This is a genomic window from Lacticaseibacillus jixianensis (genome assembly GCF_003946485.1).
GTDB lineage: Bacteria > Bacillota > Bacilli > Lactobacillales > Lactobacillaceae > Lacticaseibacillus > Lacticaseibacillus jixianensis.
Genome location: NZ_RHOJ01000007.1, coordinates 1 through 18,011, shown reverse-complemented (window position 1 = coordinate 18,011; position 18,011 = coordinate 1). Strand labels below are relative to the sequence as shown.

17 protein-coding genes are annotated in these 18,011 nt (G+C 59.1%); 5 read left to right on the top strand and 12 right to left on the bottom strand.

Features of this window, described 5'->3' with window-relative positions; genetic code table 11:
• Position 1: 1 nt before the first annotated feature.
• The 5 genes from EKM85_RS04595 to EKM85_RS04575 all read right to left on the bottom strand — a co-directional run bounded on the left by EKM85_RS04595 (position 2) and on the right by EKM85_RS04575 (position 7,201).
• Positions 2–1,291, bottom strand: coding sequence for a pilin N-terminal domain-containing protein (locus tag EKM85_RS04595; RefSeq protein WP_125585097.1), 1,290 nt, complete (start codon positions 1,289–1,291; stop codon positions 2–4).
• Between the two features lies 1 nt (position 1,292).
• Entirely contained in the window at positions 1,293–4,406 is a 3,114-nt protein-coding gene (locus EKM85_RS04590) for an MSCRAMM family protein (protein WP_125585096.1), read from the bottom strand.
• A 255-nt stretch (positions 4,407–4,661) separates the two neighbouring features.
• A complete protein-coding gene (locus EKM85_RS04585) occupies positions 4,662–5,651 on the bottom strand; it encodes an aldo/keto reductase (protein ID WP_125585095.1) in 990 nt (329 codons plus the stop codon).
• Positions 5,652–5,803: 152 nt separating this feature from the next.
• Complete coding sequence (locus EKM85_RS04580) at positions 5,804–6,616, bottom strand: HAD family hydrolase (protein ID WP_125585094.1); 813 nt, start codon at positions 6,614–6,616, stop codon at positions 5,804–5,806.
• Positions 6,617–6,856: 240 nt separating this feature from the next.
• Positions 6,857–7,201, bottom strand: coding sequence for a hypothetical protein (locus EKM85_RS04575; protein WP_125585093.1), 345 nt, complete (start codon positions 7,199–7,201; stop codon positions 6,857–6,859).
• Between the two features lie 172 nt (positions 7,202–7,373).
• Here EKM85_RS04575 and EKM85_RS04570 point away from each other — a divergent pair, with 172 nt between their 5' ends.
• Entirely contained in the window at positions 7,374–7,643 is a 270-nt protein-coding gene (locus EKM85_RS04570) for a DUF2187 domain-containing protein (protein WP_125585092.1), read from the top strand.
• A 15-nt stretch (positions 7,644–7,658) separates the two neighbouring features.
• Here the strand turns inward: EKM85_RS04570 and brnQ are convergent, their stop codons facing one another.
• From brnQ to EKM85_RS04555, 3 genes are read right to left on the bottom strand one after another with little or no spacing between them, the layout of a single operon-like run.
• The gene (gene brnQ / locus EKM85_RS04565) at positions 7,659–9,005 is read right to left on the bottom strand and encodes a branched-chain amino acid transport system II carrier protein (RefSeq protein WP_125585091.1); all 1,347 of its coding nucleotides are present in this window, start codon (positions 9,003–9,005) and stop codon (positions 7,659–7,661) included.
• A gap of 9 nt (positions 9,006–9,014) precedes the next feature.
• Complete coding sequence (locus EKM85_RS04560) at positions 9,015–9,830, bottom strand: Cof-type HAD-IIB family hydrolase (RefSeq protein WP_125585090.1); 816 nt, start codon at positions 9,828–9,830, stop codon at positions 9,015–9,017.
• A 53-nt stretch (positions 9,831–9,883) separates the two neighbouring features.
• Positions 9,884–10,354 carry a nucleoside 2-deoxyribosyltransferase gene (locus EKM85_RS04555; RefSeq protein ID WP_125585089.1) on the bottom strand — a complete coding sequence of 157 codons (471 nt, stop codon included), beginning with the start codon at positions 10,352–10,354 and terminating at the stop codon, positions 9,884–9,886.
• Between the two features lie 83 nt (positions 10,355–10,437).
• Between EKM85_RS04555 and EKM85_RS04550 the strand changes: the two genes are divergently transcribed.
• Positions 10,438–10,920, top strand: a complete 483-nt coding sequence (locus EKM85_RS04550; RefSeq protein WP_379882331.1) for a ribonuclease H family protein — start codon at positions 10,438–10,440, stop codon at positions 10,918–10,920.
• Here EKM85_RS04550 and EKM85_RS04545 read toward each other — a convergent pair.
• The 4 genes from EKM85_RS04545 to EKM85_RS04530 all read right to left on the bottom strand — a co-directional run bounded on the left by EKM85_RS04545 (position 10,906) and on the right by EKM85_RS04530 (position 13,885).
• On the bottom strand, positions 10,906–11,802 hold the full coding sequence (locus EKM85_RS04545; protein WP_125585087.1) for a LysR family transcriptional regulator: 897 nt from the start codon (positions 11,800–11,802) through the stop codon (positions 10,906–10,908). The genes EKM85_RS04550 and EKM85_RS04545 overlap by 15 nt on opposite strands.
• A gap of 251 nt (positions 11,803–12,053) precedes the next feature.
• Positions 12,054–12,422 carry a DUF1634 domain-containing protein gene (locus EKM85_RS04540; protein WP_125585086.1) on the bottom strand — a complete coding sequence of 123 codons (369 nt, stop codon included), beginning with the start codon at positions 12,420–12,422 and terminating at the stop codon, positions 12,054–12,056.
• Positions 12,419–13,264 (bottom strand): sulfite exporter TauE/SafE family protein, encoded by an 846-nt coding sequence (locus EKM85_RS04535; RefSeq protein ID WP_125585181.1) that lies wholly within the window; start codon positions 13,262–13,264, stop codon positions 12,419–12,421. Before EKM85_RS04535 ends, EKM85_RS04540 begins: the two co-directional genes overlap by 4 nt.
• Positions 13,265–13,270: 6 nt before the next feature.
• Complete coding sequence (locus EKM85_RS04530) at positions 13,271–13,885, bottom strand: hypothetical protein (RefSeq protein WP_125585085.1); 615 nt, start codon at positions 13,883–13,885, stop codon at positions 13,271–13,273.
• A 163-nt stretch (positions 13,886–14,048) separates the two neighbouring features.
• On the opposite strand from EKM85_RS04530, the gene EKM85_RS04525 reads away from it, so the two are divergent.
• The 3 genes from EKM85_RS04525 to EKM85_RS04515 are packed head-to-tail and all read left to right on the top strand — an operon-like array spanning position 14,049 to position 17,906.
• Complete coding sequence (locus EKM85_RS04525; protein ID WP_125585084.1) at positions 14,049–16,427, top strand: ATP-dependent DNA helicase; 2,379 nt, start codon at positions 14,049–14,051, stop codon at positions 16,425–16,427.
• The gene (locus tag EKM85_RS04520) at positions 16,405–17,076 is read left to right on the top strand and encodes a hypothetical protein (protein ID WP_125585083.1); all 672 of its coding nucleotides are present in this window, start codon (positions 16,405–16,407) and stop codon (positions 17,074–17,076) included. The genes EKM85_RS04525 and EKM85_RS04520 overlap by 23 nt, the downstream gene beginning before the upstream one ends.
• Positions 17,073–17,906: a sce7725 family protein gene (locus tag EKM85_RS04515; RefSeq protein ID WP_125585082.1), complete on the top strand. Its 834-nt coding sequence runs from the start codon at positions 17,073–17,075 to the stop codon at positions 17,904–17,906. The genes EKM85_RS04520 and EKM85_RS04515 overlap by 4 nt, the downstream gene beginning before the upstream one ends.
• The last annotated feature ends 105 nt before the right edge of the window (positions 17,907–18,011 follow it).

Sequence of the window (18,011 nt, the reverse complement as noted above, 5' to 3'; positions counted from 1 at the left end):
CTTATCGGTTGAGTTGGTGGCGACGCATTGTCCGCCAAGCGAAGAGCATCAAGAACATTCCAAGCACGATCATCGCAAAGCTGATCAGATTACCAGTCTGCGGTAAGCGGCCGGAAGACGGCTTGTCCGGGGTGGTCGGGGCCGCTGGAGTCGTTGGCGTCGTCGGTTGGGAAGGGTCGGTTTTGCGCGCGTTGTAGACACGCGGGCGGCCCTTTTCAATCGTCGGCTTCAGCACGACACCGGATTCGGTTTCGTCCATTGGTTCCCCGTTGATCAGTACCGGGTTTTTGCTGCCATCTTCCTTTTCCCAAGAAGTCGGGATTTCAACTTTAACGCCCTTATCGCCCAAGTCATTCACATAGCCTGGCACGGAGCGCAATTCTTCAAAGTAGTACGTGCCCGACGGAAGGAAGCGTTCGCCGGTGTTCACAAGGCCATCCTTGTCGGAGATGAACTTGTTCACCTTGTCATCGTTGAGCGGGTCTGCGGATTCAACCCATTCGTTCTTCAGGTCGGTCACTTCGGACATACTCAGGTAGCGCTTCTGCCCATTTTGAATCTCGTAAAGGGCAAACACGGCACCCTCCAGCCGCACATCCTCACCAGTCGCGGTCCGGCCAAACTTGAAGAAGTACGGATCGCGAACGTAGCCAATATTCTTGGAGTAGATGTGAATCGTGCTCAAGTACTCATTGGCCGGGTTGCGCTGCGGCAGGACCACCATGAGCGGCGCCGCCTTGCGTGACAAGTCGACGTTGACAAGTGCCTCCGCACCAACCCCAGTTTCGATGATCAGGTAAGCGGCGTATTGATCACCCACTTTGGTCGGCACGGTGAAGCGGGCGATCCCGTCTTCGGCCTTGCCGGCCACCGTGTCAGTGGCGGTTTTCCGCTCCTCGATAGTGGCGAAATCCGCTTCGGCTTCTTTCAACGCCTCGCTACGTTTCTTATTTGCCCACTCGTCGACGAACGCTTTCACCGGCTGGCCCTTCGCCCGTGCTTCGTTGTATGCCGAAGTGGCGTCAAACAGCTTGAAGGTCGCGCCGTTCAGGCCGAAGGTGTTGTCGGTTTGAATCTGGTCAAGAAGTTCCCCGGTGTTGTTGTAGTTCCAGGAGAAGTCTCCCCATTCATCATCCGGCCGGGCGGTGGCCCGAATATCGCGGTTGATCCGTTTGTGGATCACGATCTCCGTATTATCAGGCGCCGCCTCGGCCGCAGCCGTGGTCTGCGGTTTCAAAAATGGGATCGCCAACGCCGCGGCGGCGGCAAACAGCAGAAGTTTTTTCAACATGTTAGCGCACCTCCATTTCGCGGGTGTGGCGGAAGAAAAGCCAAAGGCCAACGGCAAGGGCCACGATCATCGCCGCCATCGCGACGAAGGCTGACGTGCCCGGGCCACCCGTTGCTGGCAGCACCGGATCGATTGGCTCGTTGTTCACGGTCATATTGATCTGGTTATGAGCCACACTGACCGCGGTTAGCTCGGAATCGAAGGTGTAGCCCTTATCCAGCGCAATGTCATTGGCACTGTATTCCAGGGTCACTTTGCCGTCCTTGCTGATGGTCAGGGTGAACTTGCCTTCCAGTGTCTTATAACCGCTCGGTGCGACCAATTCTTCAAGGGTGTAGACACCAGCAGTCAGATCGGTAAAGTTTAGTTTGCCGTCCTCGGTGGTTGCCGTTGCATCGTAACCATCCGCGCTAGTGATCTTGAAGACCGCCCCATTAAGGTAGTCCTCAGGTTCACCCTTCTTGGTCAGGTCAAGGCGGAATGGCTTCAGGTTGTTTTGAAGCTTACCCGCTTCGCCCCAATCCTTGTTCCAAGTGATGCTACCGTCGGCCTTGATCTCTACTTGAATACCTTCTGCTGGCAATCCTTTATGACCAGCCGGGGTCTCAAGTTCCTTCATGGTGTATGTTCCCGGACGCACCTTGGTGAAGTTAACCACGCCGTTATCTCCGGTGATGTTGGAAACGTACATTTCAATTTCATCATCGTAGAGGGCAAACTTTGCACCCTTCAGCGTTTGGCCTGCGTCGCCGATCTTGGTGAAGGAAACATCAACTTCTTCCTTTTCCTGGAAAATTCTCACCATGTTTGTGGTCTGTTCATAGACCTTTTCCTCGTTGTCATTTTCGTCTTTCATGAACCATTGGGAAGTAGCAGTGTTGTCCATCCAGAATTTCTTGTCTGGCAGGTCAGCTTCTGCAGTGGTCGGCTCAACAGCCAACTGAATACTGAAGAACCCTTTGTTGAACAGCAGATGTTTGATCTGCTCCGAATCGAGCGTCACCGTCACCGTCGTTCGGCCGCCTTTGTCTTGCGTGACAATTTGGTTAGCCGGTAGGGGAATGACGCGAGAAACACCGTTCACATTGCGATCACCAAACAAGTTAACTGCTGATTGATTTCTTAGATTCGACAGCTTAACCCCTGCTGGTAGCTCATCAGTAATCACGATTCTATCTGGCCGGGCGATGTAGTCACCAACCTGGCTGTACAACTCCTGGTTGAGGTAGTAGAAAAGTTGATCGCTACCTGCGTTACTTTGGCCGGTTTGCGGATCAACGTAATAGTCGTTGACCTTCTCTCCGTCCATTTCGTTAGGCGTGTAGATCGCACCCCTATCACGGATGTCTTGCTCCGAGCCACCACCCGCACCAGAATCAGTCGTGACACTCTTATTGACTGCAACGTCCGGGTTAAAGAGCTTGATGTCCCCACTGGCATTGGCCAGCCACGTTGAGGTCGCCTGCGAGCCAGTTCCGCGAACAAATTTAAATGTGTGACCAGTCAGGTTGAAAGCGACGGCACCATACTCAAACCGGTCACCAGTGATGTTATCGCCCCACTCGTCGTCTTCTAAGCTGTTGGGCTTGTCCCAGTTGCCCCAGTAACGAGCCGTGTAACCCGTGACATCGCCTGCGCCTGCCTTATCAGCTTCGACCCAGGTGTTAGGCGGAGTCCCATTACGCCACGAATTAACGGAAGTTTTACTGTTGCTTGGTCCAAGCCGGGTTGCGTTAAACGCGGTATTTTTTACCCAGTCGGTCTTAACAACGCTCGCCGTCAAGCCATCTTTTGAACCAGCAAATTCCCCTGGGTTAAGTGACGTGAACGTCAGTTGAGGACTGCCGGTCGCGTTTTCGGAAGTGACAAAGTTGATCAAGCGGCTCGGATCGTCCGCCTGGAAGAACTGAACTTCCCAGTCCAGGGCAAAGATATTCGCGATCGAGATCCCTGAGTAGAAGTTACTGGAGAAATCGATCCCCATCGGATTAGGGTAATTCCATTCGAGGTTGTTCTGGCGCCGTTGGATATTGTTTACCGTCACATACGCGCCAATGTCGACCGGATTGAGATTCGTATCCAGAACTTGGCCGACGTTGCTGTAATAAACGCGAATTTCGAAGTCTGCCGGAGGGGCAGTACGGGAAAAAATCACTGCGGCTGAACTGCCAGTCGTGTAATCAGTCGAGACCTTTTTTTCCATGTCTTCCCGCGAACCATATTTGCCACGGCCGGCCTGACTGTTTACGCTCTTGTCGTAATAATTAACGCCTTGACTATTGTTGAGCGGTATTTCTACGCCCTTAGAATAGGCGGCTACCCGGAAGTTCTGGGCCTGAACCGAGCTGCTGAGCATCAGGTTAACGGCATTGAGATCTGCGCCGCCGCCTGGCTTGGTAATATTGCCGATTGCTTTTGTTTCTGGCAATACTGCCGCCGGTTCTTCGGCTGCTTCTGCCTCATCTTCAGTCGCTTCTGCTTCTGGCGCTTCCGGAGCAGCTTCTTCAACTGCCGGGGCTTCCGGCAGTGCGACTTCGTGCGGACCGGCCTGATCCTCGTTCAGGATATCAGCTTGAACATCCGCATCAGGGTCGGCGTCGGCGTCAGGGTCGGCATCCCCTGCCGCGGCCGCTTCATCGCCCGCGGTGTGAACCGCAACGCCCGCAGGCATCTGGGCGGTTTGGCCGCCCTTTTGGTTAGCCTGGACAGCGACGAAGATCTTGCGCACGTCCTTGCGGGTCGTATATTTCAACGTGCCCTTAGCCGTTTGACTATAGTCTTTTTCAATTTGCCATTGTTCCGCCGGGGTCGTGGCCTGGGTCGCTTGAACCAAGTCATTCTCCTGCGGTGCGAGCTGATCGTTGCCCGCCTCATCGGTGCTGACCCGCAGCTTTAATGCGCGCAGGTCAGTGGTGTGATGCCGCTGATAGTTCAGCGTCCAGGTGATCTCATCGCCTGTCTCCTCGCCGCTGACCGTCACCCGCTGCTGCTCGTCATCCAGGATGACGTGTTCTTCGGGCGGAGCGACCGCATTGACGTTCACCCCGCTCAGGCTGGCGGCCTGAGTCAAGAGCAACACCAGCACCATGAGGCCGTGCATGATAGATTTTTTCATGTGGTTCCTCCTTAACGTGTGATCCCTACCTCAGCGAGACGTGCTAACCGTCGTCATAGTACGGTTTAAAAAAACGCATACATTTCCCTCCAAACTTATGGAAACGGTTATTTTTTGCCTATTTAAAGCCTAGCATGTTGCCTCACTCACAAGAAAATCAGACATTTGTTATTTATATAATTATGCAAAGAAAAAGCCCGGATCCCTTTGCCAATAAGGAATCCGAGCACTTTAACGATTGATGATGAGGCTTTGCTACTTGATGATCTTCTCGATCGCCGTTAATTCATCAGGGGTAAAGTCCAGGTGTGAACAAGCTTTCAAGTTATCCGCTAAGTGATCCGTACTGGTGGTACCAATGATCACACTGGTGACGACTGGATCGCGCAGCAGCCAGGCCAGCGCCATCTGAGCCAGCGTCTGGTCGCGGCCTTTTGCCAGCTCGTTGAGCGCGTTGAGCTTGGTGACGACGGCGGCCCGCCCGTTGGCAAACGTGGCCTCGTTCGTCGGGTGGATCTTGAAAGTATCCGGAATGCCGCCGAGGTAGCGGTCAGAGAGCAGTCCCTCCGAAAGCGGACCATACGCCACCAGCCCGGCCCCGGCGTCGCGCAGCACATCAAGCAGCCCGCTGGTTTCCACGTTGCGGTTAAACATGTTGTAGCTCATCTGGTCGACAACAAACGGGGTGCCGAGATCCTGGAAAAGCCGGATGGCGCGCTTTGCCTGCGGCGTGTCGTAGTTGGACACACCGATGTATAAGGCCTTCCCCTGACGAACCACATCATCCAGCGCCCGGACGGTTTCGGCGACGTCTACCATCTCGTCAAAGCGGTGGGCGTAATAAAGGTCCACGTAATCCAGCTGCAGCCGCCGCAGTGAATCATCGATTCCTTGCAGGACGGCCTTGCGGGAAGTCCCCGTTCCAAATGGGCCCGGATGGATCTCGTAGCCCACTTTGGTTGAGATCACCAGCTCATCGCGGTACGGCTTCAGCTCCTGGCTGAGGATCTGACCCAGCAGCCGCTCACTTGAGCCAAAATCGCCGTCGCCGTAATGGTTGGCGACGTCGAAATGGAACACCCCGCGGTCAAACGCGGCCAAGATCACATCGCGGCGAGCCGCCAGCGGATCGGCAGAGCCAAAGTGCTGCCACAACCCTAGCGAAATTGCTGGCAGCACCAAACCAGAGTGCCCCGCGCGGCGGACAGGCACGTGGTCGTAACGCGTTTCATCTGCATGATACATATGCTCACTCTCCTTATCTGCCTTAACGTTACCACGAACCCGCCGGATTAACAGCAATCCGCGCTGGCGTTGGGCGAAAGCCTGATTCACGGCCGGTTCAAGCCGCAAACATCCTGGGTACCATTCAAAAAAGGGCGGCATGCGCCAGCCCTTTACAGATTGAAATAACGCGTCAAAAACTGGGCGAGGCCGTCCTCTGTGTTCGGCGCGGTTTCGTATCTAGCCACCGCCTTGACCGCCGGATCAGCATTCCCCATCGCCACGGAGATGCCGGCACTTTTCAGCATGCCAATGTCGTTTTTGCCATCGCCAAACGCAATCGTGCGCTGCGGCGGAATTGCCAGCTTGGCCTGCAGCTCCGCGATCGCGTTCGCCTTGTCCACCGCCTTGGGGATCAGCTCAATGTTATTGGTGAAGCTGGCCGACAGGTGAAGCAGGTCTTGCGCGGCCAGCCGGGACCGCACCTCGGCCAGCGCCTGCGGATCGGTCAACGAAAAGATGATGCCATTCACGATCTCATCGGCATGCTGCTTCAACGCGGCGACATCCGGCAACTGGGTGACCGGCAGCGGCCCGTCCGCCGGCGCAAATGCGTACATAAAAGCCTTCACCGCTGGGTCGGGTTCGTTCACGTAGAACACGGCATCGTCCGTGAAGTACACCGCGGTTAGCCCGTTTGCCGCGGCTGTCGTCTCCACCGCGTTCAGGGCATCAGCGCCCAGCGTGTGGTGAACACGGCTGCCGGCCAGATCGTATGACGCGCCATTAGAGGCGATGATCTGTGCGCGGGGCCCGATCTGCTGCGCCATCGTTTGGGCCAGCGCGTGCATGCGCCCGGTCGCCAAATAGAACTCGTGGCCGGCGTCGAGCAGGCGGTTGATCACCTTGCGCGTGACCTCAGTGATAGTGGTATTATCGACGGCCAGAGTGCCATCAACATCGGATACGATCAAGTACGGGCTCATGGCCGCGCCTCCTGTACGGGTTGAATTCCATCTATATGAAAATAACGAATCGAGCTAAGCGCGCCGGTCTTCGCTCCTGACATCATCGGGCTCGAGGTCGCAACGCGGGAGTGGTCAGCTACGCCTGAGGCCTCGCCGGCAAAAATCGCCGGCAATGCCTCAGGCTAGGCTGCCCATCCCGCTAAGCGCGCGACCTCTGCGCACCTGACAAAAAAGCAGTGATTGCTCACTGCCTTTTGCCTAGCGCCCCTGAGGCGCTGCGGCAATCGTTTCCTTGTACCAGTCGGTCCAGGGCTGGGCCGGCTTGCCGTTGGCGTTGAACTTAACGTTGACGGCTTCCAGCAAGGCCGCAAAGTTCTCCTCGCGGTCACGCACCAGCCCGTCGTGCAATTCCTGGGACATGAACGAGCGGTTGCTGATCAGCCACTGGTTGATGTCAGCAATGCGCCCGGACAGGTCGATTTGGGCAAGGGCATCGAGGCCCTCGTGTTGGTACTGGTCAATATAAAATGTCGCAAAATCATTGATCGCGGTACGCTTAGCGGCGTCGCTAAGCTGTGCGAACGAAAGTGTTGTCTCAGCCAAAAATCGTCATCCCTTCTTATACGCTATCTCCTATACGATAAGCCTTCCTGAGGCTTTTTGGCAAATTAATCTCCATGTTTAAAAGTTAGTCCTTGGCTCTTGCTTTACGCCAAGGGATGCGTTAGTATCCTTCCTATCCGTTAAGGTAATCGACCGAAAGGAATTGAACGTCATGAAGAAAGATGAGATTCGCCTCGGCGACACAGTCCGGGCCAAAGTGAAGGAAGATATGGAACACGTCTTCACCGGTAAGGTCCAGAAAAAGTACGAGAACTCCGCCCTTCTGGAAATCACGGACTACGACCCAAGCGATAAACAAAACGCAGCCGAACTGAACTTTAAAATCGTGATCAACTTCAAGGCAGTCACCAAGAACCTCGGTGGCGGCCATGATCCGGAACCAGAACCGCAGCCGGACGAGGCGCAGAGCCCCCAAAAGTAACCAGATGAAGCGTCGCTAGCCGGCGCTTTTTTGGTGGCGAGAAATGGCCTCCAGGACCGTGCCGACCACCAGGCCTGCGGTTGCCGGCGCCAGCCAGCCCAGCCCGTAGGCAAAGCCAGGCAGGAAGCGGCCGAGGCCCAGGAGCTGAGCCACGAGGCCGTGGTGCATCGCCGCCGGCAGGGCGTTAAGGCCATCCAGTAGCGCCGGCAAGACGGTGAAAATGGTCACCGTATTGAACAGCCACTTGGAGCGACCCAGCCACGGCGTCAGCAGACTCAGCAGGATCAGCGTGATCGCCATGGGGTAGAGAAAGTAAAGGACCGGGGTCGCAACGCCGAGGATCGCATCAAGCCCAAAGTTGGCGAAGACAAACGAGGCCACAGCCGCAACGCTGATCAGTGCGTGGTAAGAGACCCGCGGAAAAAGTTCGTGCAACGTGTCCCCAAACGCGGAAATGAGGCCAATTGCCGTTTTCAGGCAGGCCAAGATCACGATGGCCGCCAGTAGCACCGAGCCAATGTCCCCGAAGTAGGCGTGGGCCACATGGGCCAAGATCGGCCCGCCGTTGCTGGCGCGGGCAAAGACGCCAAGCGAGTTGCGGCCGAGCACCGCCAGCAGCGCGTAGAGGACAGCCATCAGCACCACCGCCAGCGCCCCGGCCTTGATCGTGCTGCCCGCAATGGCCGTCGGTTTGGTCACCCCCAGCGCCTTGAGCGCGTCCACGACGATGATCCCGAAGGCCAAGGCGGCCAGCGCGTCCATCGTCGAGTACCCGGCGGTAAACCCCGTCAAAAGCGGCTGGGCGCGGTACGCCCCGGCCGCTGGACCGCCTTGACCCAGCGGGTGGACCACCACTGCCACCAGGAGGATCCCCAGCACAACCAAAAAGGCTGGCGTCAGGATTTTGCCCACGTAGGCCATGATCTTCGTCGGCCGCCGCGCAAACCACCAGGCCAGGCCGAAGAACAGCAGCGAATAGCCTAAGAGCCCCCAATTATCCTGGCTGGCCGAGGCCAACGGGGCCAGGCCGATCTCGTATGAAATCGGCGCCAGCCGCGGCAGGGCAAACGCGGGACCAATACAGATGTACAAGGCCAACGTGAACCAAAAGGCGTAGTGCCGGTTGACCTGACCGGCCAGCTCGTAGACGCCGTCAGTTTTGGTGATTCCGATCGCCGCAACGCCCAGCAGCGGCAGCCCGACCCCGGACACGAGAAAGCCAAGCAGCGCCCACCCGAGGTGGCTGCCTGCCTGCTGACCCACGAAGACTGGAAAAATCAGGTTGCCGGCGCCGAAGAACAGGCCGAACAGCATGGAGCCGATGACTAGGAGCTCGCGGCTCGTCAAGCGATGTGAGTCCATTGCGCCCTCCTATGCCGCCAAGTGCAGGTAAGCCTGCAGGAAGCGGGCCACCCCGTCATGCGCGTTATCCGCAGCGGTCACTTCATCGGCAGCCAGCAGGACCTCCTGGCGCGCGTTTTGCATGGCGACACCCACGCCGGCATATTCGATCATGTCCAGATCGTTCAAGTCATCGCCAAAGGCCAAAATGTCCCGCTGCGTGATGCCGTATGCGGCAGCGACGTAGGCGACAGCGCGCGACTTGGATGCGTAGTCCGTCGTCACCTCAAGCGCCGTGTGATCCCCGCTCCACGCCCCCCAAGTCTTGGCGATGAGCTGAGGGAAGCGCTCCTGCACCGCGGCGGTGAGCGGGGTCAAAGCGGCCCCATCAATGAACATCGTGACCGAGATCGGGGGCTGCGTCAGGCCCGCGGCGTCAAACAGGTGCGCCGGGTGCGGCAAATCCGGCAAAAAGGGAATATTGACGTACGGGTGGTCCGCCCGCAGCAGCTGTTTGCCCTCAGCGACCATCACGGCGATTGGAAAATCTTGGCGCAGATCGCGCAAAGCCAGCGCCGTTGCCACCGGGATCGTGGCCTGCAGTTCCTTAGCCCACTGCTGGTGCGGCTTGTGAATCAAGGCCCCGTTAAAGTTGATCATGGGGGTCGTGAGCCCAAGCTGATCATACAGCGGCTCAGAAATGGCATCGGGCCGGCCGGTGGTGATCACGACGAGGTGGCCGGCGGCTTGCGCGGCCCGCAATGTCGCGATGGTTTGCGGCGTCAGCTCGCCGGCCCGGTTCAACGTGGTCCCATCGAGGTCTAAAGCAATCATTTTCTTATTCATTGATGAAACGGCTCCTTTCACCGCGTCGCTTGTGCAAGGAAAAACTGCAGCGCTTAATAGACCGCACCGGAGTAAAGGTTCGCACTGAGCGTGGTGAAGTCATAGCCGGCAAGCTCGCTGAGCTTGATGACTAGATCCGCCGCGCCCCAGGCCATCAGGTTGATCGGCTCGCCGTACTGGTCATCGGGGATGATCAGCATGACCGGCTTGCCCAACGCGTGCGCGTAGCCAATCTCCACGCCGCACCCGACGTCCTCCTCTTGCGGCAGGTAAACGGCCGCGACCAAGTCGGTTTGCTTGATACCCAGCAGATCCCCGCGGTACGTCGCAGTGGCCCACGCCGGATCCTTGAGCAGCTCGGGGTGTGCGCCCACGTCCAGGTCGTTGTACGGATGCGCTAGCGGCACGTACGACTGCTCAGCGTTTAGCGTCGGGTTCTGCTTGACTGCCGCAAGGGCAACATCGTACGCCTGGGTCTGGGCCGGGGTGAACCAGCCAGCGGCAAAATAGATACTTTTTGACATATTCTTGCTCCTTTAGGCTTCACGCAAGCACCGCAGACAAGGGCAGTCCTTGCTTGTATAATGGAGGTCTGGAGGTGGCAGACATCAACATTCAACTGTACACGGACGGTGGCAACCGCAACACCGGCAACGTCAAAGGCGGCTCGGTGCGCCCCACCGACAAAAGCGCGTGGGCGGCACTGCTGCTCTACGGCGAGCACAAGAAGATGCTCGCCGGAGCGGATTATGGCCGGACCAACAACTACATGGAGATCACCGCGGTCATCAAGGGCCTTACAGCGATCAAGCGGCCCGACTTGCCGGTCGACGTTTACTCAGACTCCGCCTACGTGATCAACACCATCAACGAGCGCTGGTGGGTCAACTGGCAGAAGAACGGCTGGAAGAAAAAAGGCAAGCCAGTGATCAACGCCGCCCTGTGGCAGGCGCTGATCGCCCAGATTGCGCGGTTCGATCAGCCCCCAGTGTTCCACAAGGTCAAGGGGCACGCCACCAACCAGCACAACAACGAGGTCGATGCAGCGCTGAACGCTGCGATGGACAAACTGCCCTCACGCCCGCATTAAATTGTTTGGATAGTTTTTATTAATAAAGTCCGTGATCACCGTCAGCATGTGCGCCACTGACGGTGATTTTTGGGTCGTCAGGTTGGTAACCAGGCACAGCGTCCGGGCGAACGGCTCGGAAAACGGCCACACGTTCACGTCACCGGTGAGCTTCTGCAAGGCGAGCCGCGGCAGTACGCCGAAGCCCAGTCCCGCCTCCACCATCGACAGGATCGACTGATCATCGATCGAATAGTTCAGGGAATTGGTCGACACCTCGTAGCGGTCCAGCGCGGCCTTGGTGTCGCGATCGTAGTCCCCCTGCTGGAGGATAAAGGTCTGCTTGGCCATGTCGGCGTCGGTCATCGTCTTGCCGTTTTGCGGGGTGAAGTCGCGCGGGGTGATGCAGTATATCGGATCCTTGAGCAGCGGCTGCACCACCAGGGACGTGTCGACCGGCAGCAAGGAGAACCCGATGTCCAGCGCGCCGGTGCGGACCTGGTCGCCGATCTCGTTGAACCCCCCTTGCATCACCGAGACCGCGACGTTCGGCGTCTCCGCTTTGAACTGGCGGATCACCGGCGGCAGCCAACTGGTCGACACCGAGGAGAAGGCGCCGAGGCGCACTCGGCCGGTGTTTTGGCCGTTGATGTTGTCGGCGATCTGCACCAGCTGGTCTTCAAGGTTCAGGATGGCCTGAACAGTCGGCAGGACCCGCTGGCCGTCCGGCGTGAGCTCCATGCCGGTGCGGTTGCGAATGAACAGCGGGAACCCTAAGGCGGCCTCGAGCTGCGAGACGCTGTGGCTGATGGCGCTGGGCGTGACGTTAAGCGCGGCCGCGGCGCGGATGAAGGTCCCCTCTGTGACCACGGCGCGAAAGACTTCGTAACTGAAGTTGGACATGATAGCTCCTCACGTGACGATTTTTCATGGTAAAAATTGTTATGTGAATAATGATACGCTGGTTTGGCCGCCGGTCAAGTCCGGCACCCCCTTTCAGTGCAAATTAAACCAGGCGAGACCGATCCTCTAATCGCGCGTCAAACGCAATGTCCAGACACACAAACGCCCCTACACCGCGATTCAAAGGACGTGAATCGCGCGGCAGGGACGCCTGCGTTTTGGGCTAAAACCGCATTATGTTCGGCCTCTTCTCAGCCGAAGTAGCCGATCACCATGGCCCCGATCAGAATGACCAGCACGGCGGTCGTGATCCAGGTATACAGCCAATCCTGTTCCTTGAAAAAGGCGTAAATCGACACGACCACCCGCAGCACTGGGGTCAGGATCAGGAGAAACAGCCCGACCATCAGTACCGCATACGGCTTGAGGGCAATGGCGCCCTGAATGATGGCAGCCGGCCGGCTGGGGTGCGCGTTAGCCGGATAACCCCCGGTGCCTTCGATCAAAAACATGGCCAGGCCGGCGAGGATCACGGCAGCCGCCACAAAGACCCCGACGCGCAGGATCTTACCGATGATCAGCTCAATGTCCTTCGTTTCTTGTTTGATCTTCTGGTTCATCCGATGGTCACCCCGAATCCTTTAAGCAGCATCTGCAGGCCCATGTAGCCGATCACGGGGATGAAGATCCAGCGCAGCACCTTCGTCGGCATGATCTGCATCAGTCGCGTCCCCAGCGTGGCCCCAATCAGGATGCCAATGGCCAAAGGCGCTGCGATTTGCGGCTGCAGCGAGCCGTTGAAGAAGTACACGGTCGCACTGGCGGCCGCGGTGACTCCCATCATCAGGTTAGAGGTCGCCGTCGACGGCTTTAGCGGCATTTTCATGATCGTGTCCATGGCCAGCACCTTGAAGGCGCCCGAGCCGATCCCCAGCAGGCCAGAAGCGAGGCCGGCGCCAAACATCATGGCAAAGCCCCCGGGTACGTTAGTGACCTGATAGTTGACGAGCTGGTTCGTACTTTTATCGAAGTACTCCCCGTTGAGGTTAAGGCGTGCGGCAGCCTTATCCGGCACCGGCGCCTTAATGTTCTCCGGCTTCATCAGCATCTTACGGATCATGTTGTACACAGAAAACAGCAGGAGCGCCCCGAACAGAAAGTACAGGATGTTCGCGTTGAACAACCCGGTGAGGATCGCGCCCAAGACGGCCCCCACGGTCGTGGCAATTTCCAGGAACATGGCGACGCGCAGGTTAAGCATCTCGTCTTTGAGGTACGCGATGGTGGCCCCGCTTGACGTGGCGATGACCGCCACGATGCTGGCCGCGATCGCGTACTGGATCGGGAGCCCCAAAATCAGCGTGAGCACCGGCGTGATGATGATCCCGCCGCCCAGCCCGAGTAAGGCACCTAGGACCCCTGCCATGAGCCCGACACCAGCAAGAATCAGTGCCTGAGTCACCATGCCCTACTCCTCCTTCTTGGCGCTGGCCTTCTTGGCCGGGGCCTTACGAGTGGCCTTCGCCGCCGGCTTGCGGGCGACTGGCTTCTTGGTCGTTTTACGGGCCGTGGTCTTCCGGGTCGTCTTCGCCCGGCTGGCCGGCGCCTCCTTCGCGATCGGCTTGGGGGCCTCCCGCGCCGCCTTGATGAGCACGAGTTTTTCGTGCACCTCGCCCACCGCCGCGGCGATGTTCGGCCGCTTGCTTGCCGCGTACGCGTCGGCCGTGGCGATCTCATCGATCCGCAGCCCCGACACGTTGACGTACGGCGACGCCACGATCAAGTTCAGCTGCAGCGGTGTCGCTTTATCAGCGTCAAGGAAGTTGGTGACCTTCTTGCTGTCTTCAAACGGCAGGTTGATCACACCGGTCTCCACGCGCACCGTTGTTGGCTCTGCGCCTTCGATGGTCAACTGCGCAGAGATCAGCTTGCCGGCGTCAAGTGCCCGGTCTACATCATCAAAAACGGGTGCTAGTACCTTTTCAATGTCGGCCAGTGCGGCCGCTTCGGTTGCCGAATGGTTCGTCTGCTCATAGTTACCCGCGGCGATTGCTTCCTGAAAAGCCTTCACGTTGATTTCCATTTTTATCCCTCTTTACTTGTTCTTGGGCCATCATATCCTATGTAAGCGGCTCGGTTCAACCCGCCGCGCCTTTTCATCCCCGAACAGGCGTTTTATACTAGGGAGAGCAGTGCGCCGGCCGGCCTGTTCTATCGGTCGCCAGCGCCCAGAAAGGAGCACCTTCATGGCCGATAATCGTATCGGGGTCCGCGAGCTGGTCGAACTGACCGTCCGCACCGGTGACCTGGACCCAGTCACCACCAATTCGAACAACACCGCCATGCTTGGTGCTTCGATCCACCGCCGCCTGCAGGCCGCCCACGACAGTGACTACGAAAAAGAGGTCTACCTCGCGCAAACCGTCGACGTGAACGGCGTCGCCTACACCATCGACGGCCGCGCCGACGGGGTCGACACCAGCAAAGCGCGCACGGTGATCGAGGAGATCAAGACCTCGGCCCGCGACTGGGCGGACGTGACGCCAAACACCAAGGACCGCTACTGGGCGCAAGCGCGCGTCTACGGGCATTTTCTGTGCGCCGACCGCGGGCTGGCCGAGGTCGAGCTGGACCTGATCTACTATCAGACCACCACCGACCAAATCACCCGCTTCACCGAGGTCAAATCAGCCCAGGCCCTCGCCGATGATTTTGAGGACCTGCTCAATGATTTTGCCGACTGGCTCAAAATGCGCAGCGACATCGTGGCCCGCCGCGATGCCAGCATTGCCGACTTACCCTTCCCGTTTCCCGCCTACCGCAAAGGCCAGCGGGAACTGGCGGCCGCCGTGTACCGGACGGTCGCCAACGAAACGCGGCTGTTCGTCGAAGCCCCGACCGGCACCGGTAAGACGATCTCCACCTTGTTTCCCGTGGTCAAAGCCATGGGCGCCGGCCTGATCCAGCGGGCCTTTTACCTGACCGCCAAGCAAAGCACGCGCCACGTCACCGAGGAAGCCATGGCGCTGATGACTGCACACGGCCTGCGCGCCAAAAGCATCACCCTGACGGCTAAGGACACGATCACCTTCGCCGACGAGCCCGACGACCCCAGCGTTAATCCCTACATGCTGGGTTACTATGACCGCCTCAAGCCCGCACTCAAGGACCTGCTCGCCCACGAAGACGCCATCACGCGGCCGGTGATCGAGCAGTACGCGCGCAAGCACACCCTGGACCCGTTCGAGTTCTCGCTGGACGTCAGCCTGTTTTGCGACGTGATCATCTGCGACTATAACTACCTGTTTGACCCCGCCGTCTTTTTGCAGCGCTTCTTTGCCGAACCCGACAACGGCAACTTTTTCCTCGTCGATGAAGCCCACAACCTCGTGGACCGCGCCCGCGAAATGTACAGTGCCGAGCTGACCGATACCGACTTTGCCGCTTTGCGCGTCGCAATCGACAAGGAAAAAGGCAAGGGCCTGCCCCCGGTCAAGGGCGCCTTGTCCAAGGTGCTGACCGCCTTTGATGCGGTCAGGCTCACCGTCAACGGGCAGCCGCTAACCTTCCAAAAGCCTCAGCTCGATGACTTCATCGCGCAACTGACCGGCTTCACCGGCGCCGTCCACGACTGGCTGGGTCAAGACCCGGCCACCCGCAAGCAAACCACCGTCGACTTAGTGCTGCCGGTGTTTTTCAGTGCCATCAGCTACCTGCGGATCGCCGACTACTACAACGCCGCTTACGAAACGGAGATCGAAGACCAGGGCCCGGCTTTGCGACTCAAGGAGCTGTGTCTAGACCCCAGCGAGTTCATCAGCGACTGTCTGGACAAGGGCCGCGGGGCCGTGCTCTTTTCGGCGACGCTCTCGCCATTAGCCTATTACCAAGACGTCCTCGGCGGGCGCGACCAGTCGCTGGCTTACCGGCTGCCATCGCCTTTTCCTAAGGCCAACCTCAAAGTGCTGGTGACCCAGTTCATCACCCCAACCTACCGCAACCGGCAGGCCAGCCTGCCGAGCCTGATCGCCAGCTTGACCATGCTGGTGACCACCAAACCCGGCCACTACCTGATCTTCCTGCCGTCGCACAGCTACCTCACCGAAGTGGCGGCGGCCTTTCAGGCGGCGAACCCCACCCTGGACGCAGTGGTCCAGGCCCCCAGTATGACCGCAGAAGAGCGCACCGCTTTTCTGGCCCGCTTTCAAAGCGATGAGCGCCCGGTCGTCGGCTTTGCAGTGCTGGGCGGGATCTTCAGCGAGGGCATCGACCTGGGCGGCAGCCGGCTCATCGGCGTGGCGGTCGTAACTGTTGGCCTGCCCGGCCTCAACCCCGAATCCGACCGGCTGCGCGCGTACTTTGATGCGCAGGGTAAGGACGGCTTCGCGTACGCCTACCAGCTGCCCGGCTTCAACAACGTTCTGCAGGCGGGCGGCCGGGTGATCCGCGGGGCCAAGGACGTCGGCGTGGTGCTGCTGGCCGACAGCCGCTTTGCCGGCCCGCGCTACGCCCCACTGTTTCCACCCCACTGGACGCACGCCACCGTCGCCGCCGATCTCGACGACATGGCGACCCAGCTGATCGACTTTTGGGAGGCTCACCATGAAAACCGCACTCACCCTTGACCTCGAAAAAACCCTTTACGCCTACTGGGAGGACCAAGGCGCCTTTCCCGTGGAGGAAGTCACCATGCCAGACGACCAGGGCATCGTGGATACGCTGGTCATGCAGCCGGGGGAGCCGCTCACTTGGCGCTGCTTTGAGCTGAAAGTGACCAAAAGCGACTTCCACAGCAGCGCCAAGCTCAGCTTCGTCGGCCACTACAATTACTTCGTGCTGCCGCTGAAGCTGTACCACGCCGTCGAAGCGGAGATCCCCGCCGGCATCGGCGTCATGACCTACCAGCCGTTCTCGCCAGCCGCGCTGAAGGCCGCGACCGTGCCCATCACCGTCCCCGGCGCGCTGACCATCAGCCGGCCGCCGCGGCGGCGGCCGCTTCAAGTGCCCGAGCAGGCGCTTTTGGTGCGCTTCATCGCCAGCCTTAACCGCGAGGTGGAAAAGGCCAAGCAGGTGGACAAGGGCCTGGCCCACTTCACGGATCAGCAGCTGCTGGCCGAGCTGAAGCGGCGCTCCGACCAGTACCGGGTGTATGATCCGGACGCTAACCTTTATGACCGCGTGATGGGCGAGGTCGAAGGTACCGCGGTGGCCACCTTGCAAGCCGAAGTGGACGCTCTCACCGCGGAGCTGGCGGCCTTGAGGCGGCGCGCATGAATTACTACCCAGTGATCCGCGGGCGGCAGTTTGACTTACTGGCGCTGCGCGAAATGGCGGCAGCCGGCACGCTGCCTGCGCACATCGTGCCCATCATCGAGCCGGTCAAGGACCTGCCGGCCTTGACCAAGACGGTGGCAGCCTTCACGGCGCACCACCACGCGCTTTACGTGATCAAAAATCCGCAGGTTGGCCGCTACGGCCTGCTGGCTAAGCCCGCTCATGCCTGGGCCGAGTCTGCCTGGGTCCGCGCCGCGCGTTATTTTGACGGCCAACCGGCGCCCCTGATCCTCACCGAGACGCTCGCCCAGGCGCTTGCCTTGCCTGCCGGTCAGGACTGCTTGCTGCCCAGCGGGGCGCGGTTTCGGCAGCTAGGATTGACCAACGCCGCCTACCTCGAAGACCACACGCCCACTCGCGAGCGCACCGAGGACTTTCGCCTCGTGCAACGCGAGTTCTACCAGTACCGCTTGGCGGCGCTGCCCGGCAGCGGCTTTGCCGACTACCCGCTGGCCACGCGCCACTTCGACGAGCACGGCTACCCGCAGCGGGCCGTGGCGCTGCACCTGCTGTTTGCCCAGGACGGCGAGCTTTGGCTTCAGCACTTCACCTCTGTGAACAATACCGACTTCAGCGCGCCGCAGGAGAAGTTCTTCGAGGCAGCGGCGCCGCTTCCCGCCTGGCTCAAAGCCCACCCGGCGGCAGCAACTCCTGCGCTGAAGACCTTGATCGCCTTAGCCGCAAGCCGCCACTTCCCTGGGGCGGGGGTGCTGCGCAAGCTGCAACTGCAACATTTTCTGGGCATCATAGGCCGGTTTCTTGAGGACTAAAGAACTCAAAAAGGGCGTTCATCAGGTTTGAAGTGCCCTACAATTGTTAGACGATAAGTCTGATGATTGTGGGGCTTTTCTTATGACTAAGTACAGCAGCGAATT

Excerpts from the sequence above, each read along its gene's own strand:
- EKM85_RS04540 (WP_125585086.1), bottom strand. The coding sequence starts at position 12,422 with ATGAACCAGAAGATCAAACAAGAAACGAAGGACATTGAGCTGATCATC.
- EKM85_RS04530 (WP_125585085.1), bottom strand. The coding sequence starts at position 13,885 with ATGGAAATCAACGTGAAGGCTTTTCAGGAAGCAATCGCCGCGGGTAAC.
- EKM85_RS04580 (WP_125585094.1), bottom strand. The coding sequence starts at position 6,616 with ATGAGCCCGTACTTGATCGTATCCGATGTTGATGGCACTCTGGCCGTC.
- brnQ (WP_125585091.1), bottom strand. The coding sequence starts at position 9,005 with ATGGACTCACATCGCTTGACGAGCCGCGAGCTCCTAGTCATCGGCTCC.
- EKM85_RS04595 (WP_125585097.1), bottom strand. The coding sequence starts at position 1,291 with ATGTTGAAAAAACTTCTGCTGTTTGCCGCCGCCGCGGCGTTGGCGATC.
- EKM85_RS04515 (WP_125585082.1), top strand. The coding sequence starts at position 17,073 with ATGAATTACTACCCAGTGATCCGCGGGCGGCAGTTTGACTTACTGGCG.
- EKM85_RS04525 (WP_125585084.1), top strand. The coding sequence starts at position 14,049 with ATGGCCGATAATCGTATCGGGGTCCGCGAGCTGGTCGAACTGACCGTC.
- EKM85_RS04560 (WP_125585090.1), bottom strand. The coding sequence starts at position 9,830 with ATGAATAAGAAAATGATTGCTTTAGACCTCGATGGGACCACGTTGAAC.
- EKM85_RS04570 (WP_125585092.1), top strand. The coding sequence starts at position 7,374 with ATGAAGAAAGATGAGATTCGCCTCGGCGACACAGTCCGGGCCAAAGTG.
- EKM85_RS04590 (WP_125585096.1), bottom strand. The coding sequence starts at position 4,406 with ATGAAAAAATCTATCATGCACGGCCTCATGGTGCTGGTGTTGCTCTTG.
- EKM85_RS04545 (WP_125585087.1), bottom strand. The coding sequence starts at position 11,802 with ATGTCCAACTTCAGTTACGAAGTCTTTCGCGCCGTGGTCACAGAGGGG.
- EKM85_RS04585 (WP_125585095.1), bottom strand. The coding sequence starts at position 5,651 with ATGTATCATGCAGATGAAACGCGTTACGACCACGTGCCTGTCCGCCGC.
- EKM85_RS04555 (WP_125585089.1), bottom strand. The coding sequence starts at position 10,354 with ATGTCAAAAAGTATCTATTTTGCCGCTGGCTGGTTCACCCCGGCCCAG.
- EKM85_RS04520 (WP_125585083.1), top strand. The coding sequence starts at position 16,405 with ATGAAAACCGCACTCACCCTTGACCTCGAAAAAACCCTTTACGCCTAC.